At 45.8% G+C, this 23,091-nt stretch carries 20 protein-coding genes, 1 pseudogene and 1 CRISPR repeat array; of the genes and pseudogenes, 6 read left to right on the forward strand and 15 right to left on the reverse strand.

The features are described from left to right. Window positions 1–13 precede the first annotated feature (13 nt). From uvrC to EOPP23_RS14780, 4 genes are all read right to left on the reverse strand, one after another. The gene (uvrC, locus tag EOPP23_RS14765) at window positions 14–1,921 is read right to left on the reverse strand and encodes an excinuclease ABC subunit UvrC (protein ID WP_228550734.1); all 1,908 of its coding nucleotides are present in this window, start codon (window positions 1,919–1,921) and stop codon (window positions 14–16) included. 57 nt (window positions 1,922–1,978) lie between these two features. After that, window positions 1,979–2,635, reverse strand: coding sequence for a UvrY/SirA/GacA family response regulator transcription factor (gene uvrY, locus EOPP23_RS14770; RefSeq protein ID WP_153766774.1), 657 nt, complete (start codon window positions 2,633–2,635; stop codon window positions 1,979–1,981). A gap of 240 nt (window positions 2,636–2,875) precedes the next feature. After that, the gene (locus EOPP23_RS14775) at window positions 2,876–3,805 is read right to left on the reverse strand and encodes an electron transfer flavoprotein subunit alpha/FixB family protein (protein ID WP_153766775.1); all 930 of its coding nucleotides are present in this window, start codon (window positions 3,803–3,805) and stop codon (window positions 2,876–2,878) included. Then, window positions 3,805–4,554: an electron transfer flavoprotein subunit beta/FixA family protein gene (locus EOPP23_RS14780; protein WP_153766776.1), complete on the reverse strand. Its 750-nt coding sequence runs from the start codon at window positions 4,552–4,554 to the stop codon at window positions 3,805–3,807. The genes EOPP23_RS14775 and EOPP23_RS14780 overlap by 1 nt, the downstream gene beginning before the upstream one ends. A 603-nt stretch (window positions 4,555–5,157) precedes the next feature. Here EOPP23_RS14780 and EOPP23_RS14785 point away from each other — a divergent pair. Beyond that, complete coding sequence (locus EOPP23_RS14785; RefSeq protein WP_153766777.1) at window positions 5,158–6,816, forward strand: electron transfer flavoprotein-ubiquinone oxidoreductase; 1,659 nt, start codon at window positions 5,158–5,160, stop codon at window positions 6,814–6,816. Window positions 6,817–6,925: 109 nt separating this feature from the next. Here the strand turns inward: EOPP23_RS14785 and EOPP23_RS14790 are convergent, their stop codons facing one another. Next, window positions 6,926–7,522 (reverse strand): DUF1285 domain-containing protein, encoded by a 597-nt coding sequence (locus EOPP23_RS14790; RefSeq protein ID WP_153766778.1) that lies wholly within the window; start codon window positions 7,520–7,522, stop codon window positions 6,926–6,928. Between the two features lie 167 nt (window positions 7,523–7,689). On the opposite strand from EOPP23_RS14790, the gene EOPP23_RS14795 reads away from it, so the two are divergent. After that, a complete protein-coding gene (locus tag EOPP23_RS14795) occupies window positions 7,690–8,625 on the forward strand; it encodes a hypothetical protein (RefSeq protein WP_228550735.1) in 936 nt (311 codons plus the stop codon). Between the two features lie 293 nt (window positions 8,626–8,918). On the opposite strand, the gene EOPP23_RS14800 is transcribed toward EOPP23_RS14795, so the two are convergent. The 10 genes and pseudogenes from EOPP23_RS14800 to EOPP23_RS14845 form a co-directional block, all read right to left on the reverse strand. Beyond that, a complete protein-coding gene (locus tag EOPP23_RS14800) occupies window positions 8,919–10,115 on the reverse strand; it encodes an SWIM zinc finger domain-containing protein (protein WP_153766780.1) in 1,197 nt (398 codons plus the stop codon). A 169-nt stretch (window positions 10,116–10,284) separates the two neighbouring features. Beyond that, window positions 10,285–10,941, reverse strand: a complete 657-nt coding sequence (locus EOPP23_RS14805) for a hypothetical protein (protein WP_194842619.1) — start codon at window positions 10,939–10,941, stop codon at window positions 10,285–10,287. Continuing rightward, window positions 10,941–11,684: a tyrosine-protein phosphatase gene (locus EOPP23_RS14810; RefSeq protein WP_153766782.1), complete on the reverse strand. Its 744-nt coding sequence runs from the start codon at window positions 11,682–11,684 to the stop codon at window positions 10,941–10,943. The genes EOPP23_RS14805 and EOPP23_RS14810 overlap by 1 nt, the downstream gene beginning before the upstream one ends. A 147-nt stretch (window positions 11,685–11,831) precedes the next feature. Beyond that, window positions 11,832–12,659 (reverse strand): UTP--glucose-1-phosphate uridylyltransferase GalU, encoded by an 828-nt coding sequence (gene galU, locus EOPP23_RS14815; protein WP_153766783.1) that lies wholly within the window; start codon window positions 12,657–12,659, stop codon window positions 11,832–11,834. 208 nt (window positions 12,660–12,867) lie between these two features. Beyond that, a complete protein-coding gene (locus EOPP23_RS14820; RefSeq protein WP_153766784.1) occupies window positions 12,868–14,199 on the reverse strand; it encodes an O-antigen ligase in 1,332 nt (443 codons plus the stop codon). A gap of 148 nt (window positions 14,200–14,347) precedes the next feature. Beyond that, a complete protein-coding gene (locus EOPP23_RS14825) occupies window positions 14,348–15,721 on the reverse strand; it encodes an undecaprenyl-phosphate glucose phosphotransferase (RefSeq protein ID WP_153766785.1) in 1,374 nt (457 codons plus the stop codon). 43 nt (window positions 15,722–15,764) lie between these two features. Beyond that, the gene (locus tag EOPP23_RS14830) at window positions 15,765–16,139 is read right to left on the reverse strand and encodes a VanZ family protein (protein ID WP_153766786.1); all 375 of its coding nucleotides are present in this window, start codon (window positions 16,137–16,139) and stop codon (window positions 15,765–15,767) included. Between the two features lie 23 nt (window positions 16,140–16,162). Next, complete coding sequence (locus tag EOPP23_RS14835) at window positions 16,163–16,393, reverse strand: WecB/TagA/CpsF family glycosyltransferase (protein ID WP_370514799.1); 231 nt, start codon at window positions 16,391–16,393, stop codon at window positions 16,163–16,165. Window positions 16,394–17,832: 1,439 nt separating this feature from the next. Then, window positions 17,833–17,901, reverse strand: a pseudogene (locus tag EOPP23_RS21705) (helix-turn-helix domain-containing protein); the annotation flags it as partial. 277 nt (window positions 17,902–18,178) lie between these two features. Further along, a CRISPR array of direct repeats spans window positions 18,179–18,445; the repeat unit is 28 nt; unit sequence GCTACCCATCACATAGGTGGTTATGAAT. A gap of 28 nt (window positions 18,446–18,473) precedes the next feature. Beyond that, window positions 18,474–19,028: a recombinase family protein gene (locus tag EOPP23_RS14845; protein ID WP_153766787.1), complete on the reverse strand. Its 555-nt coding sequence runs from the start codon at window positions 19,026–19,028 to the stop codon at window positions 18,474–18,476. Between the two features lie 415 nt (window positions 19,029–19,443). Here EOPP23_RS14845 and EOPP23_RS14850 point away from each other — a divergent pair, with 415 nt between their 5' ends. The 4 genes from EOPP23_RS14850 to cas6f are packed head-to-tail and all read left to right on the forward strand — an operon-like array spanning window position 19,444 to window position 23,080. Then, entirely contained in the window at window positions 19,444–20,616 is a 1,173-nt protein-coding gene (locus EOPP23_RS14850; RefSeq protein ID WP_153766788.1) for a hypothetical protein, read from the forward strand. Beyond that, window positions 20,613–21,458: a hypothetical protein gene (locus tag EOPP23_RS14855; RefSeq protein ID WP_153766789.1), complete on the forward strand. Its 846-nt coding sequence runs from the start codon at window positions 20,613–20,615 to the stop codon at window positions 21,456–21,458. Before EOPP23_RS14850 ends, EOPP23_RS14855 begins: the two co-directional genes overlap by 4 nt. Window positions 21,459–21,467: 9 nt before the next feature. Further along, window positions 21,468–22,517: a type I-F CRISPR-associated protein Cas7f/Csy3 gene (locus EOPP23_RS14860; protein WP_153766790.1), complete on the forward strand. Its 1,050-nt coding sequence runs from the start codon at window positions 21,468–21,470 to the stop codon at window positions 22,515–22,517. Next, complete coding sequence (cas6f, locus tag EOPP23_RS14865; RefSeq protein ID WP_153766791.1) at window positions 22,514–23,080, forward strand: type I-F CRISPR-associated endoribonuclease Cas6/Csy4; 567 nt, start codon at window positions 22,514–22,516, stop codon at window positions 23,078–23,080. Before EOPP23_RS14860 ends, cas6f begins: the two co-directional genes overlap by 4 nt. Window positions 23,081–23,091 lie beyond the last annotated feature (11 nt).

Consider the following 23,091-nt stretch of genomic DNA (forward strand, 5'->3'; position numbering starts at 1 on the left):
TGTTTTTATCGAACTACCGAGGGTGCAGGTGCTCGTAAATCTGATCGGCTAACGTCTGGCTAATGCCTTCCACCTTAGCCAGTTCATTAACCGGAGCATCCAACACCCCTTGTCGACCACCGAAGAACTTCAACAGGGCTGATCGGCGCTTAGCACCCACACCTGGAATATCTTCCAGTGCCGAACGTTTACGAGCCACCTGGCGACGTTGTCGGTGACCTGTAATCGCAAATCGGTGCGATTCATCCCTGATGTGCTGAATCAATAACAGTGCCGCATCATACCCTTCTGGTGACAGCTCCCTGCCCTCGAACAATAACGTTTCCAAACCCGCTTTCCGGGTGACACCTTTAGCCACACCCAACAGAGGAATATGTTGCAGCGAGAGTTCTTCCATTACCTGTTCTGCCATAGAAAGCTGCCCCTTACCACCGTCGATAAGAATCACACTGGGTGTCTTATCCGGATTTTCGGCCAGTTTCTCGTATCTCTTGAATAAAGCTTTGCGCATAGCGCCATAGTCATCGCCACCGGTAATACCGGTAATATTGAAACGGCGGTATTCACTTTTAAGAGGGCCTTCCTTATCAAACACCACACAGGACGCCACAGTCGCTTCGCCCATGGTATGACTGATATCGAAACACTCCATACGGGAGATTGTCTCTTTCATGCCCAGCAGGTCAGATAATTGTATGATGCGTTTATGAATGTGTGTCTTGTTAGCCAGTTCTGTCTGCAGACTGATGGAAGCATTCTTTTCTGCCAGCTTCTGCCACTCCAGTCGCTCACCACGAACACGATGCTTCAATCGAACCGATCGCTGGGCAAAGTTACTGACCCCCTGCTCCAGAAGCTCCAGGTCTTCGACAGGAAAAGGCAGAATAATCTCGGCAGGAAAGTTTCGGCTGGCGGCCAGCTTGATATAAAACTGCGCCATAAATTCCGAGAGATAACTGCCTTGCTCAGCTTCAAGCCTGAAATTAGGGAAATAGCTTTTATGCCCTAGCAGTCGCCCGCCTCTGACAAACAACACATCAAAGGACACCTTACCCGCCATCTCGGCAAAACCAATAATATCTGCGTCACCCGCCGCACTGTCAACCGACTGTTGTTCTTGTATATGACGGAGCTGATTGATTTGATCCCGCAATTCTGCAGCCTGCTCAAAATTAAGGTCGACGGATTCTTTTTCCATTCTCTTAATCAGACTGCGTATCAGCTGCGGACTCTTCCCTTCAAGAAAACTTCGCGTGTCCTGAACATCCTGGGCGTACTCTTCTTTACTGACTTTCAGCACACAGGGCGCTTTACAGCGATTGATCTGGTGCTGAAGGCATGGACGACTGCGGTTGCGGAAGTAGCTGTCTTCACACTGGCGCAGCTTAAAGATCTTTTGCAACAGGTGAAGACTGTCTCTTACCGCAGCACCACTGGGATAAGGGCCGTAATATGTCCCTTTCTTACTTTTGCTTCGACCACGGTGATAATCGATAAGAGGAAAGTCATCATCCGTAGAAAGATAAATATACGGGTAAGACTTGTCGTCTTTCAGAAGAATATTGTACTGAGGCTTTTTGTCCTTGATGAGGTTCTGCTCAAGCAGCAGAGCCTCCATTTCGGAGTGGGTAATCGTGGTATGAATACTGTCAATACGATTAACCAGCGCCATGGTCTTGGTGGTTAGACCGGTGGCACGAAAATAGCTGGAAAGACGGTTTTTCAGATTCTTGGCTTTGCCAATGTAGAGGGTTTTTCCCTCTTCATCCCGCATATCGTAAACACCGGGGCGCGTCGGTGTTCTGGCAAGAAAAGCCTTGTGATCAAAGCGTTCTGGCTGATCGCTTTTTTCCATGAACAACAAAATCCAGAAAGGGTCATTTACGCCAGTATAAGGGTGTAGACGTACGTAATCGAACATTAAATTGCTGCTTGACTGCCCACACCGAACAAACAGCTTAAGAACTTTGAAAAAATATCAGACCGTTGCCAGCGCCTGTCCGGCATCAACCAGCCCATGCCGAATAGCCAGATGAGTCAGCTCTACATCGCTGTTGATCTTGAGTTTTTCAAAGATGCGGTAACGATAACTGTTCACTGTCTTGGAACTGAGGCAGAGCTTGTCGGAAATTACCTGCACCTTCTCGCAGTTAACAATCATTAAACTGATCTGCATTTCACGACTGGACAACACTTCGAAGGGTGAACTGTTGGAAGGCTGCAAGGCTTTTATCGCCATCTGCTGGGCAATATCAGGGCTGATAAACAGCTTACCACCAGCAACGGTGCGTATGGCTTTCACCATCTCATCAATGCTGATGCCTTTAGTGACATAGCCTGAAGCACCGGCTTCCATCAATTTAGTGGGATAAAGTTCATCGTTGCAGACAGTAACGGCAATAATGCGGGTGTCGGGGAATGACTGCGTAAGCTTACGGGTGGCTTCTAAACCACCAATGCCCGGCATGCGAACATCCATCAAAATAACCTGAGGACGCTCTTTGCGGCAAAGTTCAATGGCTTCTTCGCCGCTGCAGGCTTCACCTACGATCAACAGACCGTCGACGTCAGACAGCATTCTTGATAGTCCGGTACGGACCAGGTCGTGATCGTCAGCAATCAGGACTCGAATCATGACACACTCCAACCTGAACTATTTGATTCTGTCATCGAGCTTTGCAGTAGCAAGCGTACATTTTATGAAAAGGTGCTCATGAGGAGCTGGAACCCGTTTCATACTTCAGGGAAAAGTGAATTCACTGCTAATAGGCATTAGTAGGATGTTATTCCAAAAACACTATCCCGAAAGTAGTACCATAATATCAAAAAAGCCCGACGATGTCGTCAGGCTTTTTACGCAATTAAAGCAAAACCTTTACAGTTTGCCTTCAAGCTCTGGCACCGCTTCAAACAGGTCAGCTACTAGACCGTAGTCGGCTACCTGGAAGATAGGCGCGTCTTCGTCCTTGTTGATCGCAACAATAACTTTAGAGTCCTTCATACCCGCCAGATGCTGGATAGCACCGGAGATACCCACTGCTACGTACAGATTAGGAGCAACGATCTTACCGGTTTGACCAACCTGCATATCGTTCGGTACAAAGCCTGCATCAACCGCCGCTCGAGAAGCACCTACCGCAGCGCCGAGTTTGTCGGCCAGCTTGTAGAGAATCTCGAAGTTCTCACCGTTGCCCATACCGCGACCACCGGAGACAACAATGTCAGCACCGGCCAGTTCAGGACGGTCAGACTGAGCGACTTCTTCACCAACAAAGGAAGAAACGCCTGCGTCATGAATCAGCGACAGCTGTTCAACAACCGCACTGCCACCTTCGGCAGCTACCGGGTCGAAACCGGTGGCACGAACAGTGATTACTTTAACTGCCGCACTGCTCTGAACGGTAGCAATCGCGTTACCGGCATAGATAGGACGGGAGAAAGTGTCGGCACTTTCAACGCTGACGATTTCAGAAATCTGGTCAACGTCCAGCAGCGCAGCTACTCGTGGCATAAAGTTCTTGCCACTGGTGCTGGCTGGAGACATTACGTGGCTGTAACTCTTACCCAGTTCTGATGCCAGCAGGCTGACGTTTTCGGCAAGCTGATGTTCGTAGGCGGCATTGTCTGCAACCAGTACTTTTTCAACACCTTCTACGGCCGCAGCAGCTTCTGCAACTGAGCCACAAGCAGCACCGGCCACCAGCAGGTGAATGTCACCGCCAATCTGGCGGGCAGCAGCAACGGTATTCAGAGTGGCTGAACCCAGGGCTGCATTGTCGTGTTCTGCAACTACGAGAATAGCCATTAGATTACCTTCGCTTCGTTCTTCAGTTTTTCGATCAGCTCTTCAACACTGCCTACCTTAACACCGGCACTGCGCTCTTGAGGTGCAGCAACCTTAACGGTGGTCAGTGAGTTGGTTACTTCAACACCCAGATCAGCCGGGGTTTTAGTATCCAGAGGCTTACGCTTGGCCTTCATGATATTAGGCAGAGACGCGTAACGCGGCTCGTTCAAACGCAGATCAGTGGTCACAATCGCTGGCAGAGACAGGGATACTGTCTGTAGACCGCCGTCTACTTCACGAGTGACGTTAGCCTTGCCATCTTCAACCACAACTTCAGAGGCAAAGGTACCTTGTGGCAAACCACTCAGAGCAGCCAGCATCTGGCCGGTCTGGTTGTTATCACTGTCGATGGACTGTTTACCGAGAATCACCAGATCCGGCTTCTCTTCATCAACCACCGCTTTCAACAGTTTGGCAACGGTCAGGGAACCCAACTGTTCGTCGGTTTCAACCAGAATACCGCGGTCAGCACCGAGCGCCAGTGCGGTACGAAGCTGTTCCTGAGAGGCTTTTTCGCCCAGAGACACTGCAACAATCTCAGAGGCCACGCCCTTCTCTTTCAGCCTTACTGCTTCTTCAACAGCAATTTCACAGAACGGGTTGATGGCCATTTTCACGTTGGTCAGATCAACGTCGGTCTGGTCCGCTTTTACACGAACCTTGACGTTGTAGTCGATGACTCGTTTTACGGCTACAAGAATTTTCATGGGTGCGCAGCCTTCCTTATTCTTACTATGACTGGATCATGTTGATTATTAAGCAGTGCTATAAACTACGAAAACCATTCACACATTTTGCTTCGAGCGTTATTGCCCAGAGCGTTATTGCTTCAAGCATTTTCAGCTAAAGCAGTAGCGTTGAAAATGAGTGTCGTGCACATTTGTTATCATTGTTTCACAGCGCTGCGAGACAGCACTCTACCACCACGTCAATAAGGGTTCAAACCTGCGTTTGGATTACAGCCACGCAAACTAGGCGATACGAACTATGTATTTCACGCATTCGCTGCATACACTAAAGACGCCTTCTACAGTGTGATCTTCTGTTACGTCCCTGGCCTGTTAAAAGACCATGAACATACCCTGCAGACCGCTTTAAACCTGAAAATGGCAATTTTTGACAGTGGTAACAACTGTTGAAGGCTGGTCATTTTTCACCAAGTCGTTATAATGCCAGAAAAATTCAAACACCTGTTTAATACGCGTATTTAACGATACGATACTATCTATCACGTCATGACCGCCTGTGCATGACGGATGGTTATACAATAATAACATTGCAAATTACCCGGCAGAGGGAGGTAATCCATCATGGAACGCGAGTCTATGCCATTTGATGTCGTCATTGTGGGTGCGGGACCATCGGGTCTGTCTGCCGCATGTCGTCTGATGCAAATGTCTCAGGAATCCGGCCAGGAGCTCAGTGTCTGTGTCGTTGAGAAAGGTTCCGAAGTGGGTGCACATATTCTTTCCGGTGCTGTTTTTGAACCTACCGCACTGAATGAACTCTTCCCTGACTGGAAAGAAAAAGGCGCACCACTGAACACCGAAGTGAAAGCCGATGATATTTACTGGCTGACCTCGGAACAGAAGTCCATGAAAGTGCCTGGATTGTTTGTGCCTAAAACCATGCACAACGAAGGCAACTACATCATCAGCCTGGGCAACCTGTGTCGCTGGTTGGCTGAACAAGCTGAGCAGCTGGGTGTTGAAATCTTCCCCGGCTTTGCTGCCAGCGAAGTGCTGTTTAATGAAGATGGCTCAGTGAAAGGCATTGCCACTGGCGATATGGGCATCTCCGAAAGCGGCGAACAGAAAGACAGCTACATGCCAGGCATGGAGTTACACGCTAAATACACCCTCTTCTCGGAAGGTTGCCGTGGTCACCTGGGTAAAGAACTGATCAGTCGGTTTAACCTGGATGAAGGCAAAGACCCTCAGCATTACGGTATCGGCATTAAAGAACTCTGGGATGTTAAGCCTGAAAACCACCAGCAGGGTCTGGTTGTTCATACGGCTGGCTGGCCACTGAGTGAAAGTGGTTCAACGGGCGGTGGCTTCCTTTACCATATCGAAAACAATCAGGTAGTACTGGGTCTTATTACCGATCTCAGTTACTCCAACCCTCATGTCAGTCCGTTTGAAGAATTCCAGCGCTACAAGCAATCGCCAGTGATCAAACAATATCTGGAAGGCGGCAAACGTGTTTCTTACGGGGCTCGTGCTTTGGCTAAAGGTGGCCCACAGGCGCTGCCGAAAATGTCGTTTGCCGGTGGCATGTTGTTGGGTTGTGATGCGGGTACATTGAACGGCGCCAAGATTAAAGGCACACATACTGCCATGAAGTCTGGCATGCTGGCGGCTGAAGAAGTGTTTGCTTCTATTAAGGCAGGTTCAGAAGGCGGTGAAGACCTGGTTGCTTACAACAAGGCCTTTGATGATTCCTGGGCGGGCAAAGAACTTCATACACAGCGTAACTTCGGTCCGGCCATGCATAAGTTTGGTAACTTTATCGGTGGTGGCTTTGCGTTTGTTGATCAGAACATCTTTGGCGGCAAACTACCCTTCACTCTTCGTGATACTACACCCGACTATGCCACCTTGAAGCCTGCGGCTCAAAGCAAGAAGATTGATTACCCCAAGCCGGATAATGCCATCAGCTTTAACCGTCTTGATTCTGTCTTCTTGTCCAACACAAACCATGAAGAAGATCAGCCCTGCCACCTGAAACTGGCGGATGCGTCTATTCCACTGAAACAAAATCTGACGATGTTTGATGAACCCGCCCAGCGTTACTGCCCGGCCGGCGTTTATGAAATTGTGGAAGACGAAGAAACCAGCGAGCAGAAGTTCCAGATTAACAGTCAGAACTGCGTTCACTGCAAAACCTGCGATATCAAAGACCCTGCCCAGAATATTACCTGGGTAACACCGGAAGGCTTAGGTGGTCCGAACTATCCGAATATGTAATCTCTAGTGCTATACCGACAGAAGGAAGAATCATCTTCTTCCTTCTGTTCTCTTAATAACAATTCCTACTTACTCTCAACACACTCTCAATGCCCTCTCTACTCACTCTCTACGCATCAATAACACCAAGAACAAATTCCTGACCCTCACTACACAATACAAACTCTGTCTTTTTATCTCTTACTCTTTCTTCAGCCAATTCAATCAATTGGTAATAAACATTTCTGTGCAAACAGGCATCAAGCCGATCTCTTATATTGATACACGGAACCGGTTCAGCTGAAGATTCTGATTGATTCAGTAACAGTGGATGAGTGTCATCCAATCGGACGCTGTCTCCGACGTTCGTGATAAAGGTAATACCCTGATCATCCTGCTCAAATGAGGTGATCACAAAGGGCGTACTCTCTACACGAATTCCTACCTTCTCAACCGGAGTCACCAGATAAAATTTTTCGTCAGCGTCATGCCTGAGAATCGTAGAGAACAGTTTGACCATGGATTCACGAGCAATAGGTGAACCCATGTAATGCCAGGAGCCATCCCTTTTGATCTCCATATCAATATCGCCACAGAAATCCGGATTCCAGTCGTGAACCGGCGGCAGGCCTTTGCTCTTTTTTATGATTTTCAGGCTTTCTGCCAGTTTACCGGGATTGGGTTTGTCCGAATCTTGCTTTCCTTTAGAGCTGGATTCATTACTCATTGATCACCTCGGCCTTTGTCATTGTTATGGCTTAGCTGGTGTACAGCTGAAACATTAGTGCAATAGAGTCATTATATCGTCTTATCGTGCAGGACGCAGAAAGGCAGTTTGAAAACAGCAGAGCTTTTAAAACCACTCGCCTGATCATTCAAGCGGAGCAATGGCCGATGCTAATCTTTGAATTAGTGGAAGACCAACAGGGAAGAGTCATGGAGCTGTTCAAATCCGTCGCCAATGTTCTTACTCAATGGCTGATGCAGGAATCAACGGACTACAGCAGTCCGCAATGTGATTTCGAGAGAATTCGTCATGAATTGAAAGCTTGCGATGTCATCCTTGTGGAAGGCAAGTCCAGAGTCAGCAATGTCATTAAGCAGATCACCCAGAGTCCCTGGTCCCACGCCATGCTCTATATTGGCCGTCTGCACGACATTGAAGATGATCGCATCAGGGAAACCATTCGACAGGCTTTTGATGGTTCCCCCGATGAGCAGCTGATCATTGAGAGCGAATTAGGTTTTGGAACAGTGGTTCACCCGCTGAGTCGTTATGAAGGTGATCATCTGAGAATATGCCGCCCTAATGGGTTGAACTACAGCGACAGTCAGCAGGTCGTTCGTTACGCCGCCAGTCGCTTAGGGCTTGATTACAACGTTCGCCACGTACTCGACCTGGCCCGCTTCTTCTTCCCCTACTCGATAATTCCAAGACGCTGGCGTTCAAGCCTGTTCAAACACTCCCCTGGCGACGAAGCAAAAACCGTTTGCTCCAGCATGATTGCCGAAGCCTTCAGCTTTATACACTTCCCAATCCTGCCTCTGGTGAAACTGGATGCTGATCAGGCTGTGCAGCTTTATCAGCGCAACCCCAAACTCTGCACACCCAGTGACTTTGATTACTCGCCCTACTTCCAGATCATCAAGTATCCGTTTCTGGATTACACCCATCATTCGGATTACAAGTTACTTCCCTGGAACGGGCATGGTGCACTGGAAGGAAAAGAAGGTGAGTTTTATATGTCGCCGGGTAAGTTCAGAGAGTTGAGGATGATGGGGAAAGACAGTGGCACAGCCAGTGAAGAACAACCTTCTCAACCGCACTAGCTATAAAATTCGATGATTATGCAAAAAAGGTATTATGGCAAAGTGGACGCTTTCTAAATCTGCACCATAATTACCCCTGCTGACTGAGTCGATCTCCCCCTACGACTAGTCAGTCTGAGTCTTATGACTCGGGTACTTGGATTGTGTACCTATGTTTCACTCCTATGGTCTTAGCCCGCGCATTCTTCCCCCAGAGGTGCGGGTTTCTTTTTATCTCTAAGCTTTTATATCAAACTGAACCATTGCCTTCTGCCAAAGGAAAAGCCTCATTCAACCAACCGATATAGTTATGTTTAGCTTTTTGCTTCTCTCTGAATTCCTGCACCCAACAGTATTTCCTGCCTAATCTGCTGAACCGCCTCACTACGCAACATATGTGTGTGACGAATCTTATCCAGATACTCTTGTGCGAGCCCATAGTCATTCATCTCAACACACAATCGAGCCAGATCAGCAAAGTCATAGTCATCCTCAGCGATTTTTTGCCTCAGCTTTAACAACTCAGTAAGATCACCCGCTTCGCTGGCAAGACGCTCTAACACATTGAACAGGCCTGAATATTGTCGCTTGGCATTCCAGTCTCCCCCTTTTTCCCAAGGGGGCAACCCATCCCACTGTTGCATTACGGCTTTATAAAAGTGGTCGAGACATTCCTTGCTCATGAACGCCTGATAATCTTCAGGAACCGAACCATAGAAGCCATACTCATTATTCTGGAGAATGCCAACTAGGTATTCAGCTTTCTTCGTGTCCGTCCAGAGCACTTCTTTGAAGGCTGATAGCAACAAAGCCTTCAGTAACTCAAGTGACGGGAAACGATAACCACCCGAGTCATCAATGGTGTCTGTCGTCTTGTCCAGCCGTTCTATGGCATAACCTACCAACTCCAGTTGCTGATCAGCCGGTAATAGTTGTAAGGGTTCTTTCAGAGTCAGCAGCGCTTTCTCCATATCAGCGAAATATTTTCTGACCCGGTGATAACGTTGAATGCTTTTCTTGAAAGGAATGGCTGACGTAATCCGTTTTCTTAATGCCCCCTTATCCAGCCGACCCAGGGAGTTATCTGCCTGCAGCAACCATTTCTGCCGAAGCGCCTTGTCGCTATTAACCACCTGAACCAGTGTCTTCAGCAAATCTTCTTTACTTTGTCGTTCAAAGTAGGCCGTTAGCACTTCAACCGGCTTGGCACTTTTCTTAAGATCCGGTTTTGACTGACGCGACCTGAGCGCCAAAGCCGCGGACACACAGTGCTGGCAGAAATCAAAGCCGTCGGACTCAGGACAATCACAACTGCCTTCAATCCCCGTTGCGGTGTAATGCAGCTGTACATTTCCACCCTCGTCAGCAACAACTGACGCAGTAGTCTTTTTACCACGGGTTTTTAATGTTGAAACAGTGCCCTGTTCAAAGCTGGCCTGCCCCAGCGTGAAGGCTTTTTTACCGGCCAGTTTGATCAGCAGGTCGTCAGTGATGTCGGGATAGCTGTTCAATGGAATATCCTGTCATTTCAACCATTTCATCTGCAACCAAACCACCAGGCCCTCAACGCTAGAAGGGCTCCTGTTTTTGTTAGCTGTATATGAAAATATGAAGGTAACCTACTCAGCGCTCTGTCAAATATGACTCATGATTAAGGTTCGAAACAAGAACGCTATAATATCAACCTTCTTTCAGAGCCTTATCTCTCTGCTCAATAAAAGTCCTGGCCTGCCGCGGATAGTGCCGAGCTAAACGATCCATGCTTTTGTCCAGCTCTCTCTGAGTAGGCTCACTCAACCAGTCTCGGTAATGGCTTGCCAACAAAGCCGTTGTTTCCATCACTCTTTTTTCCCATGGACCGTACTGATTGGCTTTAAGTAAAGCGCCTTCAAACTCATCATCAATCAGCGACAGCTGTGCACGAGCCATCGCATAGTCGAGATAAGAGTATGGCCAGAAAGGTCGAAGCTCTGTTGCTGTTTTCCAGACAGAGAGATACTGATCATTCGTCAAACCAGACTCTTCGAACAGACCGTACTTCTGCCCCCAGTCGAGCACTCTGGCTTTAAACACCCACTGTTCGCCTGATTTGGGAAGCTGATCAAGCGCTTTGTTTGCCCCTTTCAATGCAACGTCAAAGTCTTTCTCACGAACGGTGAAGTCACTGCCTTTCTTTTTTAATTGCTGATCCCAGAAATCAAGGTATTGCTGAGTTTGATGATTGTAGATACCGGCAAACACCATGCGTTTGCCCTGCACCATTCCAAGCAGAAGAAGCACAATCAGTGGTGCTGCAATTAGCAAATGCTTAGGGTTCAATCTGGCTTTCCTGGCCATTATTTAGTGCTCAACTGTTTATGAAAAATGGATTGGGTCAGCGCGTCCGGATTTGAGAAAGTCAGCTTGATCCGTTCTGCTTCACCTACCCATTGATCCAGCACTGCTGCCGCCTCCTTCATAGCCGGAGGGCGTCGTGTGGTGTTGTGGGCATCAGAGGCAACAAACTGTGCCAGTTTATTGTCCAGCAACCACTTAGAAATCTCTTCTGCCTGGCTACCAAACTGGCCGGCAATGGAACCTGCGGTTAATTGAAACAACGCACCTTTCTCAGCAAGTTTCTTTGCACGTTCCGGGTGACGCATTATTTCCTTATTGCGCTCAGGGTGAGCAATGACAGGACGTATATTCTGTCGTTTCAGCCAATTGATCAGATTTTCAATGCCCATGGGAATTTGGGCATGGGGCATTTCCAGCAATATACAATCACTGCCCTGCCACTGCCCCAGCATCGGGACCTTGTTCTTCTTCAACTGAATCATAAATTCATCGCTAATACGAACCTCTGCCGCCATAGCGATTTCAATAGGAAGATTCTGCTCTGACTTTGCACTCAACAGCTTAATAAATGGAGGAAGGATAGTGTCAATATCATTCTCAAAACGGCCAGCGTGCATATGAGGCGTACACACCAGTTTTTGAATGCCGTTATCAACAGCCAGTTTCAGGAGCGCAAGGGAATCCTCAATGGACTGAGCTCCGTCGTCTATGCCGGGAATGATATGGTTATGGATATCGATCATCTATGATTCTTCGCAAACAAATCTGCGAAGAATCATATAGTGTGAAGGTTTTTTTAGGAAGAGAAATACAGAAGGGAATAGAACAGGGAGTGGAAATTGTAGGTTGGGTTAGGCAAAGCCGTAACCCAACAAATCAAACATTAATATCTAGCTAGTGTGATTCTTTTCATAGCAATAGTTAGTGGCTTCAATAAAGCCTTCTATGCTACCGCAATCAAAGCGCTTACCTTTAAACTTGTAAGCCAGCACACAACCTTGCTGGGCCTGCTTCATCAAAGCGTCGGTGATCTGAATTTCACCGCCCTTGCCTGGTTCAGTTTTTTCAATCAGTTCAAAGATATCTGGCGTCAGGATATAACGACCAATGATTGCAAGATTACTGGGGGCTTTATCTGCCGTTGGTTTCTCAACCATGTTTTCTACACGAATGATGTCGTCAGAAATATTCTGGCCAGCAATCACTCCATATTTGTGTACTTCATCTTCAGGCACTTCCATTACGGCTACAATGCTGCAACGGAACTGTTTATACAGTGCCGCCATTTGTGCCAGAACCCCAGTACCGTCTTCGTTGATACAAAGGTCGTCTGCCAGCACTACACCAAAAGGCTGATCGCCTACCAGCGTTTTACCACTGAGAATGGCATGGCCCAGGCCTTTCATTTCCCGCTGACGGGTGTAGGAGAACGTACAGCTATCAATCAAGGTTCGAATATCAGTAAGCAATTCTTCCTTGGAAGTGCCTGCAATCTGGTGTTCCAGCTCAAAGTTGGAGTCGAAATGATCTTCCAGTGAACGCTTGCCACGGCCTGTTACTATGCAGATATCCGCCATGCCACCTTCAAGGGCTTCTTCGACACCGTATTCGATCAGCGGCTTGCTGACGATGGGCATCATTTCTTTGGGCATGGATTTAGTGGCAGGTAGAAAACGGGTGCCATAACCTGCAGCGGGGAAGAGACACTTTTTAAGCATGAAATAAGCCATTAAAAATAGAATAAATACTTTAATGAACTTCAGTTCCAAAAACTGAAGTTCATACAAGCCCACTGAATCGAATAGGGCAATAATACCAGAAAGATGTCTATATCCTCATCAATCGAGACAGTGAGACCGATGAATACATGATTAGACGTTTATCAATAGCAAAACATTCATCTAAACATCAAGTACAGACAGTCATTCAACGACCGTATGACTTTTTGGATGGCAGATATCGAACTACCCAGGCCATCGCCAACAAGCAAACAAAGTACGCTGCATTAGCAGGTATCTGGAGATTAAAATCGACAGACGAATGAATCATTATCGCTGACACCCCCATAAAGCTGGAAAACGCCATCCCTATAAACAGCCGGTTATTTCGCTTTCGCATGGTGGCAATGGCCATCCAGGCACTCATCAACACCAGTAACACCAGTAACGCAAAAGCAGGCACACCAAATTCAAGCGCAAATTGCAGAAAGTCGTTGTGAGCCAGGTCATAAAAGCCACGCCAGCTGCCATCATGATGTTGAGGCAAAACGGTGTAATAACTACCGACACCTGTTCCTGTTACAGCGTGCTCAGGAATAGCCTGCAAGGTGACTTCGGCAACATTGGGGCGGGTTTCTTTCTGAAGACTGGTTTGCTCAAGCCGGTTAACGACCTTTTCAAGACCAAACCACTGACTGACAATCAGGGTATCAATCGCAATAAGACTGACAAATAAAATCACCATGCTACGTGTTAGCTTCTTGCGCAAAACCACGTAGAGCAACCCGGTCAGCATCAGGCTGGAAAAAAAGGCCGTGTTCCCCATGCGGGATTTTGAAACCACCAGCCCGATCACCATTATCGCCAGAGCTGACCTCAACAGTACTTTACTGCTCATCAGGGTTTTCAGTGTTTCAAGCAACCACTCAGACCAGGACGCGGCTTTCTTATCATTCAACTGCGCTATCAGCAGCCCCATACCCATAGCCAGGGTCATCTCCATGCAACCGGCAAAGCTGTTGCGATTCACATAAGTACCCGTGGCAACACCAAAGTAGGTTTCTTTTGGGGAAAACAACAGTGTTTCAACACCAGAGAGTGTACTCAGCACACCAAACACCGCTTGAAAGGTGCCTGATATTACAAAAGCCCACCCCAGCAGTTTCAGCCGTTTACTGTTGGTCACCAGCAGCAGAACCAATGCAAATAGCAGGCTGTAACTCAGGGTCAGCCAGAAGGACAACCGTGTTGCAAAAACATCAAAGACAAGACTCGCTGGTAAAATACCTGCGAGGTCATCACCCTGAATGAATACCCAGATGCTGAGAGAAAAAAGAAGAACGAGAGGAATTGTGGATTTTCGAAAAACAGGCGTCAGCTGGCACTTACCGAGAGCAAAACCCAACAGCCATAGCACCGAGATAGCCTGAACCAGAACAATAAGCAGCCCTTTCGACCATAAGGTATTACTGCCATAAGGAAGTGGCAGCCAAGCCAGCACAAGCAATAACAACCAGAAAAGAGACTTATTGTAAGACATGAAGATTCAGCACTGAAAAGCCCTGAATCTTATAGTGAATTGCACCTGATGAAAAGACAGTTAGTTAATCCAATAAATGTCGTCATGCGTTACAGGCCAACGACCAGACAACCACCAGGCGAATATACAGTTATTTATTTACCGCGGCTTAGTATGCATTAGGGTTAACAAACCCCTTGAACACTGTGCCTACGATTATTTTGAGATCAAGCCAGAGTGACCAGTTATTAATGTACTCAAGGTCACATTCTACTCTGTTCTGCATTTTGTCCAGCGTATCGGTTTCGCCACGAAAACCACGCACCTGAGCCAAACCGGTAATGCCCGGCTTAACCTTATGGCGTTTCATATACGACTGCACCAAGTCTTTATAATACTCGTTGTGTGCCAAAGCATGAGGGCGAGGACCAACAATAGACATCCTGCCCTGCAATACATTAATAAACTGCGGCAACTCATCCAGGCTGGTACGACGAATAAAGGCGCCCACTCTGGTGACACGGCTGTCGCCTTTTTTAGCCTGAGTAACCTGCCCCTCACTTTCATCATGCATTTTCATGCTTCTGAATTTATACACTTTGATCGGTCGCCCGTCTGCACCATGACGCAACTGCCTGAAAAATACCGGGCCAGGTGATGAGAGCTTAACCGCTGCAGCAACCGCCAGCATAACCGGTGAAATCAATAACAGAATCAGGCTGCCAATCACTATGTCTTCCAGCTTTTTTATAACACGGCTGCTCTCGTCCATAGGTGAACAGCTGATGTCGAGCGAATAGAAGCCACCAATGGGGGTAGTTTTATGATTCAGCAAAGGTAAGTCAGCAAGGCCAGGCATAAAGCGTATGTTCAATGTGTGATGTCGTAACTCATACATAATGGGCTGTAATAGCTTGTGTTCAGACAATGGCAGACAGAGCCAACATTCGTCGTACAACTGCCCTCTGGCTATCACTTCGGCCAGTTTTGCCAGTGTTTCATTCATACCTGTATGATCAATACTGTCTGCCAAACGAAAACCAAGCGCATTGTCTTTGCCAAAAGTCTCGACAATATTCTGGTAGTTTCTACCACTGCCAATCACCAGTACATGGCGGGTATTGCGACCCTTTGCCCTGAATTTCGCCAGTAACTGATAACAGCTGGCCCGTGCAATAATCGTTACAGGGATGGAAATAAGCACCCAATAGCCCAACCAGATACGAGAGTATTTGCCGGTTGTTTTGGTCATGACCAGATAGGCAACCAGGCCTACAAAAGAGAGCCCCCACGCTAGAAACACCATTCCAAAGCGCTCCAGCAGGTTTCTACCACGCCAGGGTTGATACACACCGCACAAAAATGAAAAGACGATAACCAGAAGGGCTTGTATCAACATGAGGTTGATATTATGTTTGCCCACGTGATCACCAAAGCGCAGGTATTCGGCAATTTCTGCGCAACCCAGGGCGACTATCAGATCAAAGGCAACCAGGCAAAACAGGGGCAGTTTTGATCTGCCAGATAGTAGTGATGACGGCATAACACTCTACTGAGAGAAAATAGCAATAATATTGAGCTAGCTTCTACTCACTGACTCCTTTCATAAAAACACTCAAACTTATTTTTGCGATGCACCAGCCCACAAAAAGACCTGTTACAGTAACACCAAAATCGTAAAGGTTGAAATCCCGCGATGGGAAAAAGTACTGGGCAGACTCATCCATTGCGCAAGCTAACACCAGCACCATAAACAACTTACTATGAAAGCGTTGTGGCAATGCCAGTGTATAGAGTGTGGCCAGAACCAGAGCCATATAGAAATGTTCAAGGCTACCACCGCCCGCTATTCTTTCAACGGTTGACCAGTAGCTATGAGCTAAGCCCAGACTTTTTAGCAGTGACAGGCTTACGATGAAGAAGCTCCAGAGTAGTGCTAGTGTGAGGAAAAATCGGTTCAACTAGTATGGCTCGCAATAAAAAGTTATTTATTAGTATTGAATTTTTCTTTCAACAATAACCAGGCAAACTTACTATTAGTTATAAGATATCGTTTCCACATACGACGTGGTTCCTGCAACACTCGATAGAACCATTCAAGCCCATACTTTTGCATCCAGAGCGGAGCGCGGTTTACCTTACCTGCAACTACATCAAACGTGCCACCAACGCCCATAACGAAATCGACCCCCAGGCGATCCTGCCATTTATTGATAAAATTTTTGTATTGTCCCTAAAGATACCCGAACTGGCACTTTGTTATCCGAACTCAGAATTTCTCTGATTTTGTCCCTAAAGATACCCGAACCAGAACATTCACAAGCGAACAGTTTGACCGCCTAAGTGGCAGAAGATATATATCAAATTCAAATGAAGAATTTATAGCCATCATAATATCGAGTATCGCAATAGATGGAAGTTAACGCGCGGAACACTTTTCATCCCCACCTCTGGCGAGATGATTAGTTAATGATTTTAGTCGATTTCATGAGTTCTGAAAATTTGTAAAATCTTTATATTCGGATATGCTTCAGGCTTATGCTTATATAGAGGCTACGAATATTTCTGATGTCTACCATCACACATAGATGGTTATAAAATCGAAGGTTCCTCCCACCCCTATAACGAAAGCCTTCACCCGCCCTGTATGGCGGCTAATATTTAATATTCTGAAAGCAAGCTCTCTCAAAATCAGACGACAATGCTATCATCACCGATGGCTATAAATCCGCCAAAACTCTCCCGACTGGGTCCTGTAAGCCTACCATCTTCAGGTGGCTAAAATTGATGAATAATGCATTTTTATGTTTTCAATCACACGTCAAACCGCCACTGAATCGCTATGAACTAAAACAGACTAGTATCGAAGTTATCTGAATGTTATCTACTGTATAGTGGCTATGAATTACCGAATGAAAGCAGCAAGACTTCCAAGAAAGCTATCCATCACATAGGTGGCTATGAATTACCCGATCATGCCGAGACCAAGGAAAATAATGCTATCCACCACATAGGTGGCTATTAATCATACCAGCGGCTTATCATCTGGAACCACAAACTTCCCACCATATGGGTGGCTATAAAAGCATACCCGACCTGATAGAGCACTCGATCATTACTTTCCAGCACTGGGTGGGCCTAGCTTTTAACCTGGCTACATCAGACAATCCATCACATAAATGGTTATGAATATCGTGGCAACCAGCTTGTGCTCAGCCCTAAGCTACCCATCACATAGGTGGTTATGGAATAGTCTGAACGTACCATTGCTCAGCGATTTGGCAAAATTCGTGGAGTGTGACTATCATATTTGCAATCATATAGGTGGCTACACATTCGAAACCGATCACCTGTCCCATGGTTTCTGTATTATCCGTCACACATGGTGGTTATGAATTAATGAAGGGTGAAATTTTCATTCTCTACATGTTATCCATCGAACAGGTGGCTAAAAATTCGAAGGTTCCACCCACTCCCATGACTAAAGCCTAGCTCCGTCTCTTAGGCGGATATTGGAGAAATCTGGTAAGCATGAGTTTTTAAAATCAGACAGATAAGTCCTCTGTAGTGCCTATTACTGGATGGTTATAAATCCGCCAAAACTCTCGCGCCTTTGCCTCGTGACACCTCCATCGATCAGGTGGTTAAACTAAACTACAGATATTGATACACTGTTTGCCTGCTAATACCAAGGTCTCGAGCGACCTTGGCCTTTTTCTCACCTGCAGCTACTCTCGGCTCGAGCTGAAAAAATTAGAGTTCAGATAACCTCCTCCTCTTTCCTCTATATGCACCTTTGTCGGCTTATGCCTAAATCGTGAACACCTCAATAGCAGTAATAGAAAAACACCTATACTTTTTTTCAAAACAGGAAAAATCTATAACTCATTGTTTATAAAGATCAAATTTCCAATGCATTTCGAGATGGCTGAAAATTGGTAAAACCTGTGAATCCAGATAAAATACAAGTATCTCAATGGGAAAGCAGCATATCTATCAGGCTACCCATCACATAGGTGGTTATGAATTTGTTTTTTGGCATAGGTTTAATCATGCCGAAGCTACCCATCACATAGGTGGTTATGAATAGTCTGAAAACTCGTGTGAGATCGACAGTAGCGCTACCCATCACATAGGTGGTTATGAATTCATGTCCAACTTTAGTGCTGACCACACATCGCTACCCATCACATAGGTGGTTATGAATCAAGCGATAACGTAAGACGATCCCTTGCTAGTGCTATCTATCTCATAGGTGGTTATAAATACGCAAACATAAAACCTCAACCTGACTACTAATCGCTAAGATACTGATAAATAGTTTGCCTGCTAATACCAAGGTCTTGAGCGACCTTGGCCTTTTTCTCACCTGCTGCCACTCTCGTCTTGAGCTGAAAAACTTCAGCTTCAGATAAGCTTTTCTTCCTTCCTCTATATACACCTTTCTGTTTGGCCAGTGCTATACCTTCCCTTTGTCGCTCTTTGATCAATGCCCGCTCAAACTCAGCAAAAGCTCCCATCACAGATAACATGAGCTGTGCCATCGGCGAATCCTCCCCTGTAAACGTCAAACCTTCCTTAACAAACTCAATTCGAACTCCTTTTGAAGTCAATGTTCGAACTATACGTCGAAGATCTTCGAGATTCCGTGCCAGACGGTCCATACTATGAATAATCACAGTGTCACCGATTCGGGCAAAAGCCAATAATTCTTCCAGTTGATCGCGCTGGGTATCTTTTCCTGAAGCTTTATCAGTGAACGTTCGATCGAGCTGAACACCATCCAACTGTCGATCTGGATTCTGGTCATAACTACTGACCCTGACATAACCAATTCGCTGACCATTCATAAAAACAACGTAAACCTGTCATAACGAAACGAAAAGTGTCTGGATAGAGTCTATAACCCTTTGCTGAAACTGTAAGATTATAATTTTGTGGAGTCTAATCAGACACTTTCTCTTGGAGAAGCCTGACGTCCAGTTAGGGTATACGCTATACAGACACAAATAGACCAAGCTTTCTCTCAGACCGAAATTAACTATTAAACGACGATCTTTATAATTACTTTGTCTTTTACATAGTTTAGCTCAAAAACTAAGCTTCCCTAAGCAATCCTCTTCCTTTGAGTTAACTGTGTGTCATTTTATCTCTCTACTCTATGAGCATGATCTCACCGACAAACCAGAATCATTAAAAAAATTCTCCAGTCAGAACCTGGCTCCATTTGATGTTACTGGTCTAGAAAAAGTTGCGGTTATTCTTATGATAAACCTGACTTTTATAACTGATAATTCTCTATTGTCTGAAACGGCAGCTTCAGCCCAGTTAAAGAACGACGATTTCTGGAATAAAGTAAGGTATTCAGTTGCAGGTAGCATTACTCATAATCTGAAATTTCTCGATAGCCGTACCCATGGTTATATATTCAGTCCTGAGCAATACGACGATAGCAGTGCCAATCTATACATCGGGAGTCGTAATATTAAACACGGTCGAAGAACTGGATGGTCGTTTAACTCTTCCTGCATGAAAATCAAAAAACTCCTTTTCACAGAGTTTATTTGCCATAACAAACAGCAAAATCTTGCAGACGATTTATTAGCTCAAGGAAAGTTCACCAATATGCTCATCGACCTTGGGGCACCTGCCAGCCAGTTAAATGAGACCATAGAAATACTTCGACTTCATATTCAATCCCCTTTCCCTGAAGAAGCAGTTGAGCCACAAATCCTTCTGCCTGACGGTAAAGCCAGCTACATTGCTGTTACACCAGTTTCCAGTCACCTTCTTCAAGGGGAGCTTCATCGCAGGCTTGTTGGAAAACACCTGAACTTTATCAAAACGATATTACCTATCGGCAACGGGCCCAACGTTGGCACTTTTGGAGACCTGGTTGCGGACAGTAGAGGACATATTCGAATTCTTTACTCACGAGTAAAAAACCACTTCCCTTTCTGGCAACTGTGCTTATGGCGATTAGCAAGAGATGGTCACCTGTTTCACAATTCAGATATAGCTCTACTGCTACCTGCTCCCAGATGTTTTGAGAAACACGAAAATGAGGAAAAAAGCAGTTATCAAAACATTACGGATAAGGAGAAAGCAGTCATCACCCTGAACAGTGAAATCAGCTCACTCTTCTCGGATTACCGCCACCTGTATCACTACCTGAACAAGTACCCTGACCGTAAGAACGTTTTCCTTGAGCAGTTACAAACTATAGTTCCGACTCCTTCTCTCGCTTTTCTGGGCATATCAGTCCTCCCATCTTCTGAGACTGATACGGGCTCAATTGTCACTGAAGCCTGGGAGCACTGGAAGAAAAATAGATTTATGACCCAAACTCAGTTTCAGGTAACAGATGCATATACCACATTCATAAAAAACCTATTTATCAATACAGTGTCACAATACATCACAGAGATTTTTTCATGATTTATCTCTATTGGAAAAACCTGGAATTGCATGAAGCTAACGCTCTGCAGTTTGCCTTAATTAAGGGCATGATTTCTCCTGTCACATTGCTTGGCTGGGCTTGCAATATCAAGCATCAACTGTCCTCTATAGCAACCGTTGATATCCAAGAATCTGCATCAATTATTATTTATGATTGCCGCTCCATGCAAGAGAGAAGCGCATTCAGAAGCTATGTGCCAGGAGACTCGCATGTATTAAAGAACAGACTGACTACCACCCCGAGACAATACCTCTCCATTGACCTGATCTTGCGCCTAGAAACCAATCAAGAATCAGCTCTTCAGGATCTACTTAAAGATAAGCAAGCTCAATACCTGCTTCAGAATATGACTCTGGCGAAAAGCCATTGCTTTTCCCCCACCGATAGTAACCCCCTGATACTGAATTCGATAGAGACGCTTTATGACGTTCTTCTCACAAGGCCTGTCTCCGGTTTTTTACCACTATCTCTTTCTTCAGAACACTGGCCAGAAATAGCGTCAGAGCCTGATTCTGATTCTGATGCTTTAGATGTATTTATTAACCTTCTCTGTGACAGTCACGAATATGAAAACATTCATAATATCAGCAGTTTCTTTCCACTGGTCATGGGGCTTAGGCTTCTGGAATCGCCACACACTCGACTCAACGTCAGAGAAAACTATCACCATGCATTTGCAGAGCCTCTTATTGGACTGGCTCAGCCACTCTATCTATTCCAACTAAGCCAGGAACAGTTAGAAAAAAGCTTCTGGCACTACCAATGGCAAGATAGAGATTACCTTGCTGTTAACAATTCCTTCACTGAACAACTTTCCTAGAGCACAGCTATGAAACTTCCCAAAGGCTTGAGCTATCGACGTTCACTTGAAACAAGTCTTGGTTTTTTCTCCCAAACCAATGCTTCCGATGAGACAACCCCAATCATTCTTGAAAGAAAAACACTGGTCGGTCCGTTCAGTGATATTGCTTCTGCATCCGGGACGAACCAAAAGAACACCAACGCACTTAATATTTTCAGAGCCGATTTAGCGACACTGGCCAGTGACACTTGCGAGTTTTCTATTGAGTGCTCACTCACAATCCTACAGCACTGGAAGAAGCCCTATCGTTGCGAGAATCATGAGGTGGCAGGAATACTTACTGCATTTACTGATGCCTATTATGCAACAGATGAATTTAAAACCCTGTCTGAAGGCTACGCCGAAAATATACTAGGGCTTACCTGGTGCTGGAGAAATTCAGAAACCTTTACAAAAGGTCGGCAGAGTATTCTGAGATTCAATGATGAAACCCACACCTACACACTTCCTGACGATGTCACTTTTCCTAGCCTGAAGGACATAAAACAGTGCAATTCCCAGGCATCTGTTGAGGCCGTGATCACATTTATTCAGAGAGCATTGACTGATCAATCCGTAAAGAACCAGATCACTATGAAGGCTGTCTTTCCAACGATGCCCGGTATGGAGGTATACCCATCACAAGAGTTTGTAGACGAAAATAACAAAAGTAGCGATAACAAATCCGCCAGGGTAAGAGAACTGTCTTGTGCATGGACTCCGAATGGCAAGCGACAAGCTGCTTACCATAAAACAAAGATTTCTAATGCACTCCATAAAGTAGATCGCTGGTATGAAAATTCCTTAGATGCGCCGCCTATAAACGTTAACCCTCTTGGCTACGAGCAACAAGAAAATAAACCTTATCGCAGCTGGAAAAGCGGCCTGGATATTTACCATATCTTTATGGATATCGAAGATATAACGGATGACCTGGTTCAAACCAAAATACCATCACCTCACAGCCACTTTCTGGCAGCGAATATAACGAGAGGCGGCCTTTTTACAGCCAAGAAAGAAACAGGAGCTGAAAAATGACCAGAGTTAACAGTAAACCCCGGTTTATTTGTGATTTTCACGTGCCTCCTATAGACATACTCAGATCCAATACCGCTAGTACCATCATGGTTATACTACATGGTATCAATAAACGTCAGGAAGGTGCTCTTGGGCTATCATTTCCAGAATATTCCGATGAAAGCCTTGGCAACCTTATTCGTGTAGTCAGCTATGATAAAAACGACCTCACCAACTTTAAGCGCCACCCTCTTATCCAACTACTGAAGAAGAACCAATCCGTTGATATCCCTCCTATCAGAGAGAGCACCGAGCAACAATCAGAGCTTCGTTTCATACGAGATAGAAGAAACGACAGACGAATTATCGGTCACTGGACAAACCTTGGTTTGAGTGAAAAAGAAGCTGAAGAAAAAATTTCCGTATTAGACAAAATAACTGACCCGCTTCATTACATCTGGATCAGGAGTAAATCTGGCCACCTATTCAAAATATACATTCGCAAAGAGTCATCCCCCCAACGACATGACGGCTCTTTCTCAAGCTATGGTTTGAGCTCCGCCGGAGCCACTGTCCCAGGTTGAATACCTTGAAA

It is taken from the genome of Endozoicomonas sp. OPT23 (assembly GCF_009653635.1).
Taxonomy (GTDB): Bacteria; Pseudomonadota; Gammaproteobacteria; order Pseudomonadales; family Endozoicomonadaceae; genus Endozoicomonas_A.

Coding starts and splice junctions, on each gene's coding strand:
- uvrC (WP_228550734.1), bottom strand. CDS start 1,921: ATGTTCGATTACGTACGTCTACACCCTTATACTGGCGTAAATGACCCT.
- uvrY (WP_153766774.1), bottom strand. CDS start 2,635: ATGATTCGAGTCCTGATTGCTGACGATCACGACCTGGTCCGTACCGGA.
- EOPP23_RS14775 (WP_153766775.1), bottom strand. CDS start 3,805: ATGGCTATTCTCGTAGTTGCAGAACACGACAATGCAGCCCTGGGTTCA.
- EOPP23_RS14780 (WP_153766776.1), bottom strand. CDS start 4,554: ATGAAAATTCTTGTAGCCGTAAAACGAGTCATCGACTACAACGTCAAG.
- EOPP23_RS14785 (WP_153766777.1), top strand. CDS start 5,158: ATGGAACGCGAGTCTATGCCATTTGATGTCGTCATTGTGGGTGCGGGA.
- EOPP23_RS14790 (WP_153766778.1), bottom strand. CDS start 7,522: ATGAGTAATGAATCCAGCTCTAAAGGAAAGCAAGATTCGGACAAACCC.
- EOPP23_RS14795 (WP_228550735.1), top strand. CDS start 7,690: ATGCTAATCTTTGAATTAGTGGAAGACCAACAGGGAAGAGTCATGGAG.
- EOPP23_RS14805 (WP_194842619.1), bottom strand. CDS start 10,941: ATGGCCAGGAAAGCCAGATTGAACCCTAAGCATTTGCTAATTGCAGCA.
- EOPP23_RS14810 (WP_153766782.1), bottom strand. CDS start 11,684: ATGATCGATATCCATAACCATATCATTCCCGGCATAGACGACGGAGCT.
- galU (WP_153766783.1), bottom strand. CDS start 12,659: ATGCTTAAAAAGTGTCTCTTCCCCGCTGCAGGTTATGGCACCCGTTTT.
- EOPP23_RS14820 (WP_153766784.1), bottom strand. CDS start 14,199: ATGTCTTACAATAAGTCTCTTTTCTGGTTGTTATTGCTTGTGCTGGCT.
- EOPP23_RS14825 (WP_153766785.1), bottom strand. CDS start 15,721: ATGCCGTCATCACTACTATCTGGCAGATCAAAACTGCCCCTGTTTTGC.
- EOPP23_RS14845 (WP_153766787.1), bottom strand. CDS start 19,028: ATGAATGGTCAGCGAATTGGTTATGTCAGGGTCAGTAGTTATGACCAG.
- EOPP23_RS14850 (WP_153766788.1), top strand. CDS start 19,444: ATGATAAACCTGACTTTTATAACTGATAATTCTCTATTGTCTGAAACG.
- EOPP23_RS14855 (WP_153766789.1), top strand. CDS start 20,613: ATGATTTATCTCTATTGGAAAAACCTGGAATTGCATGAAGCTAACGCT.
- EOPP23_RS14860 (WP_153766790.1), top strand. CDS start 21,468: ATGAAACTTCCCAAAGGCTTGAGCTATCGACGTTCACTTGAAACAAGT.
- cas6f (WP_153766791.1), top strand. CDS start 22,514: ATGACCAGAGTTAACAGTAAACCCCGGTTTATTTGTGATTTTCACGTG.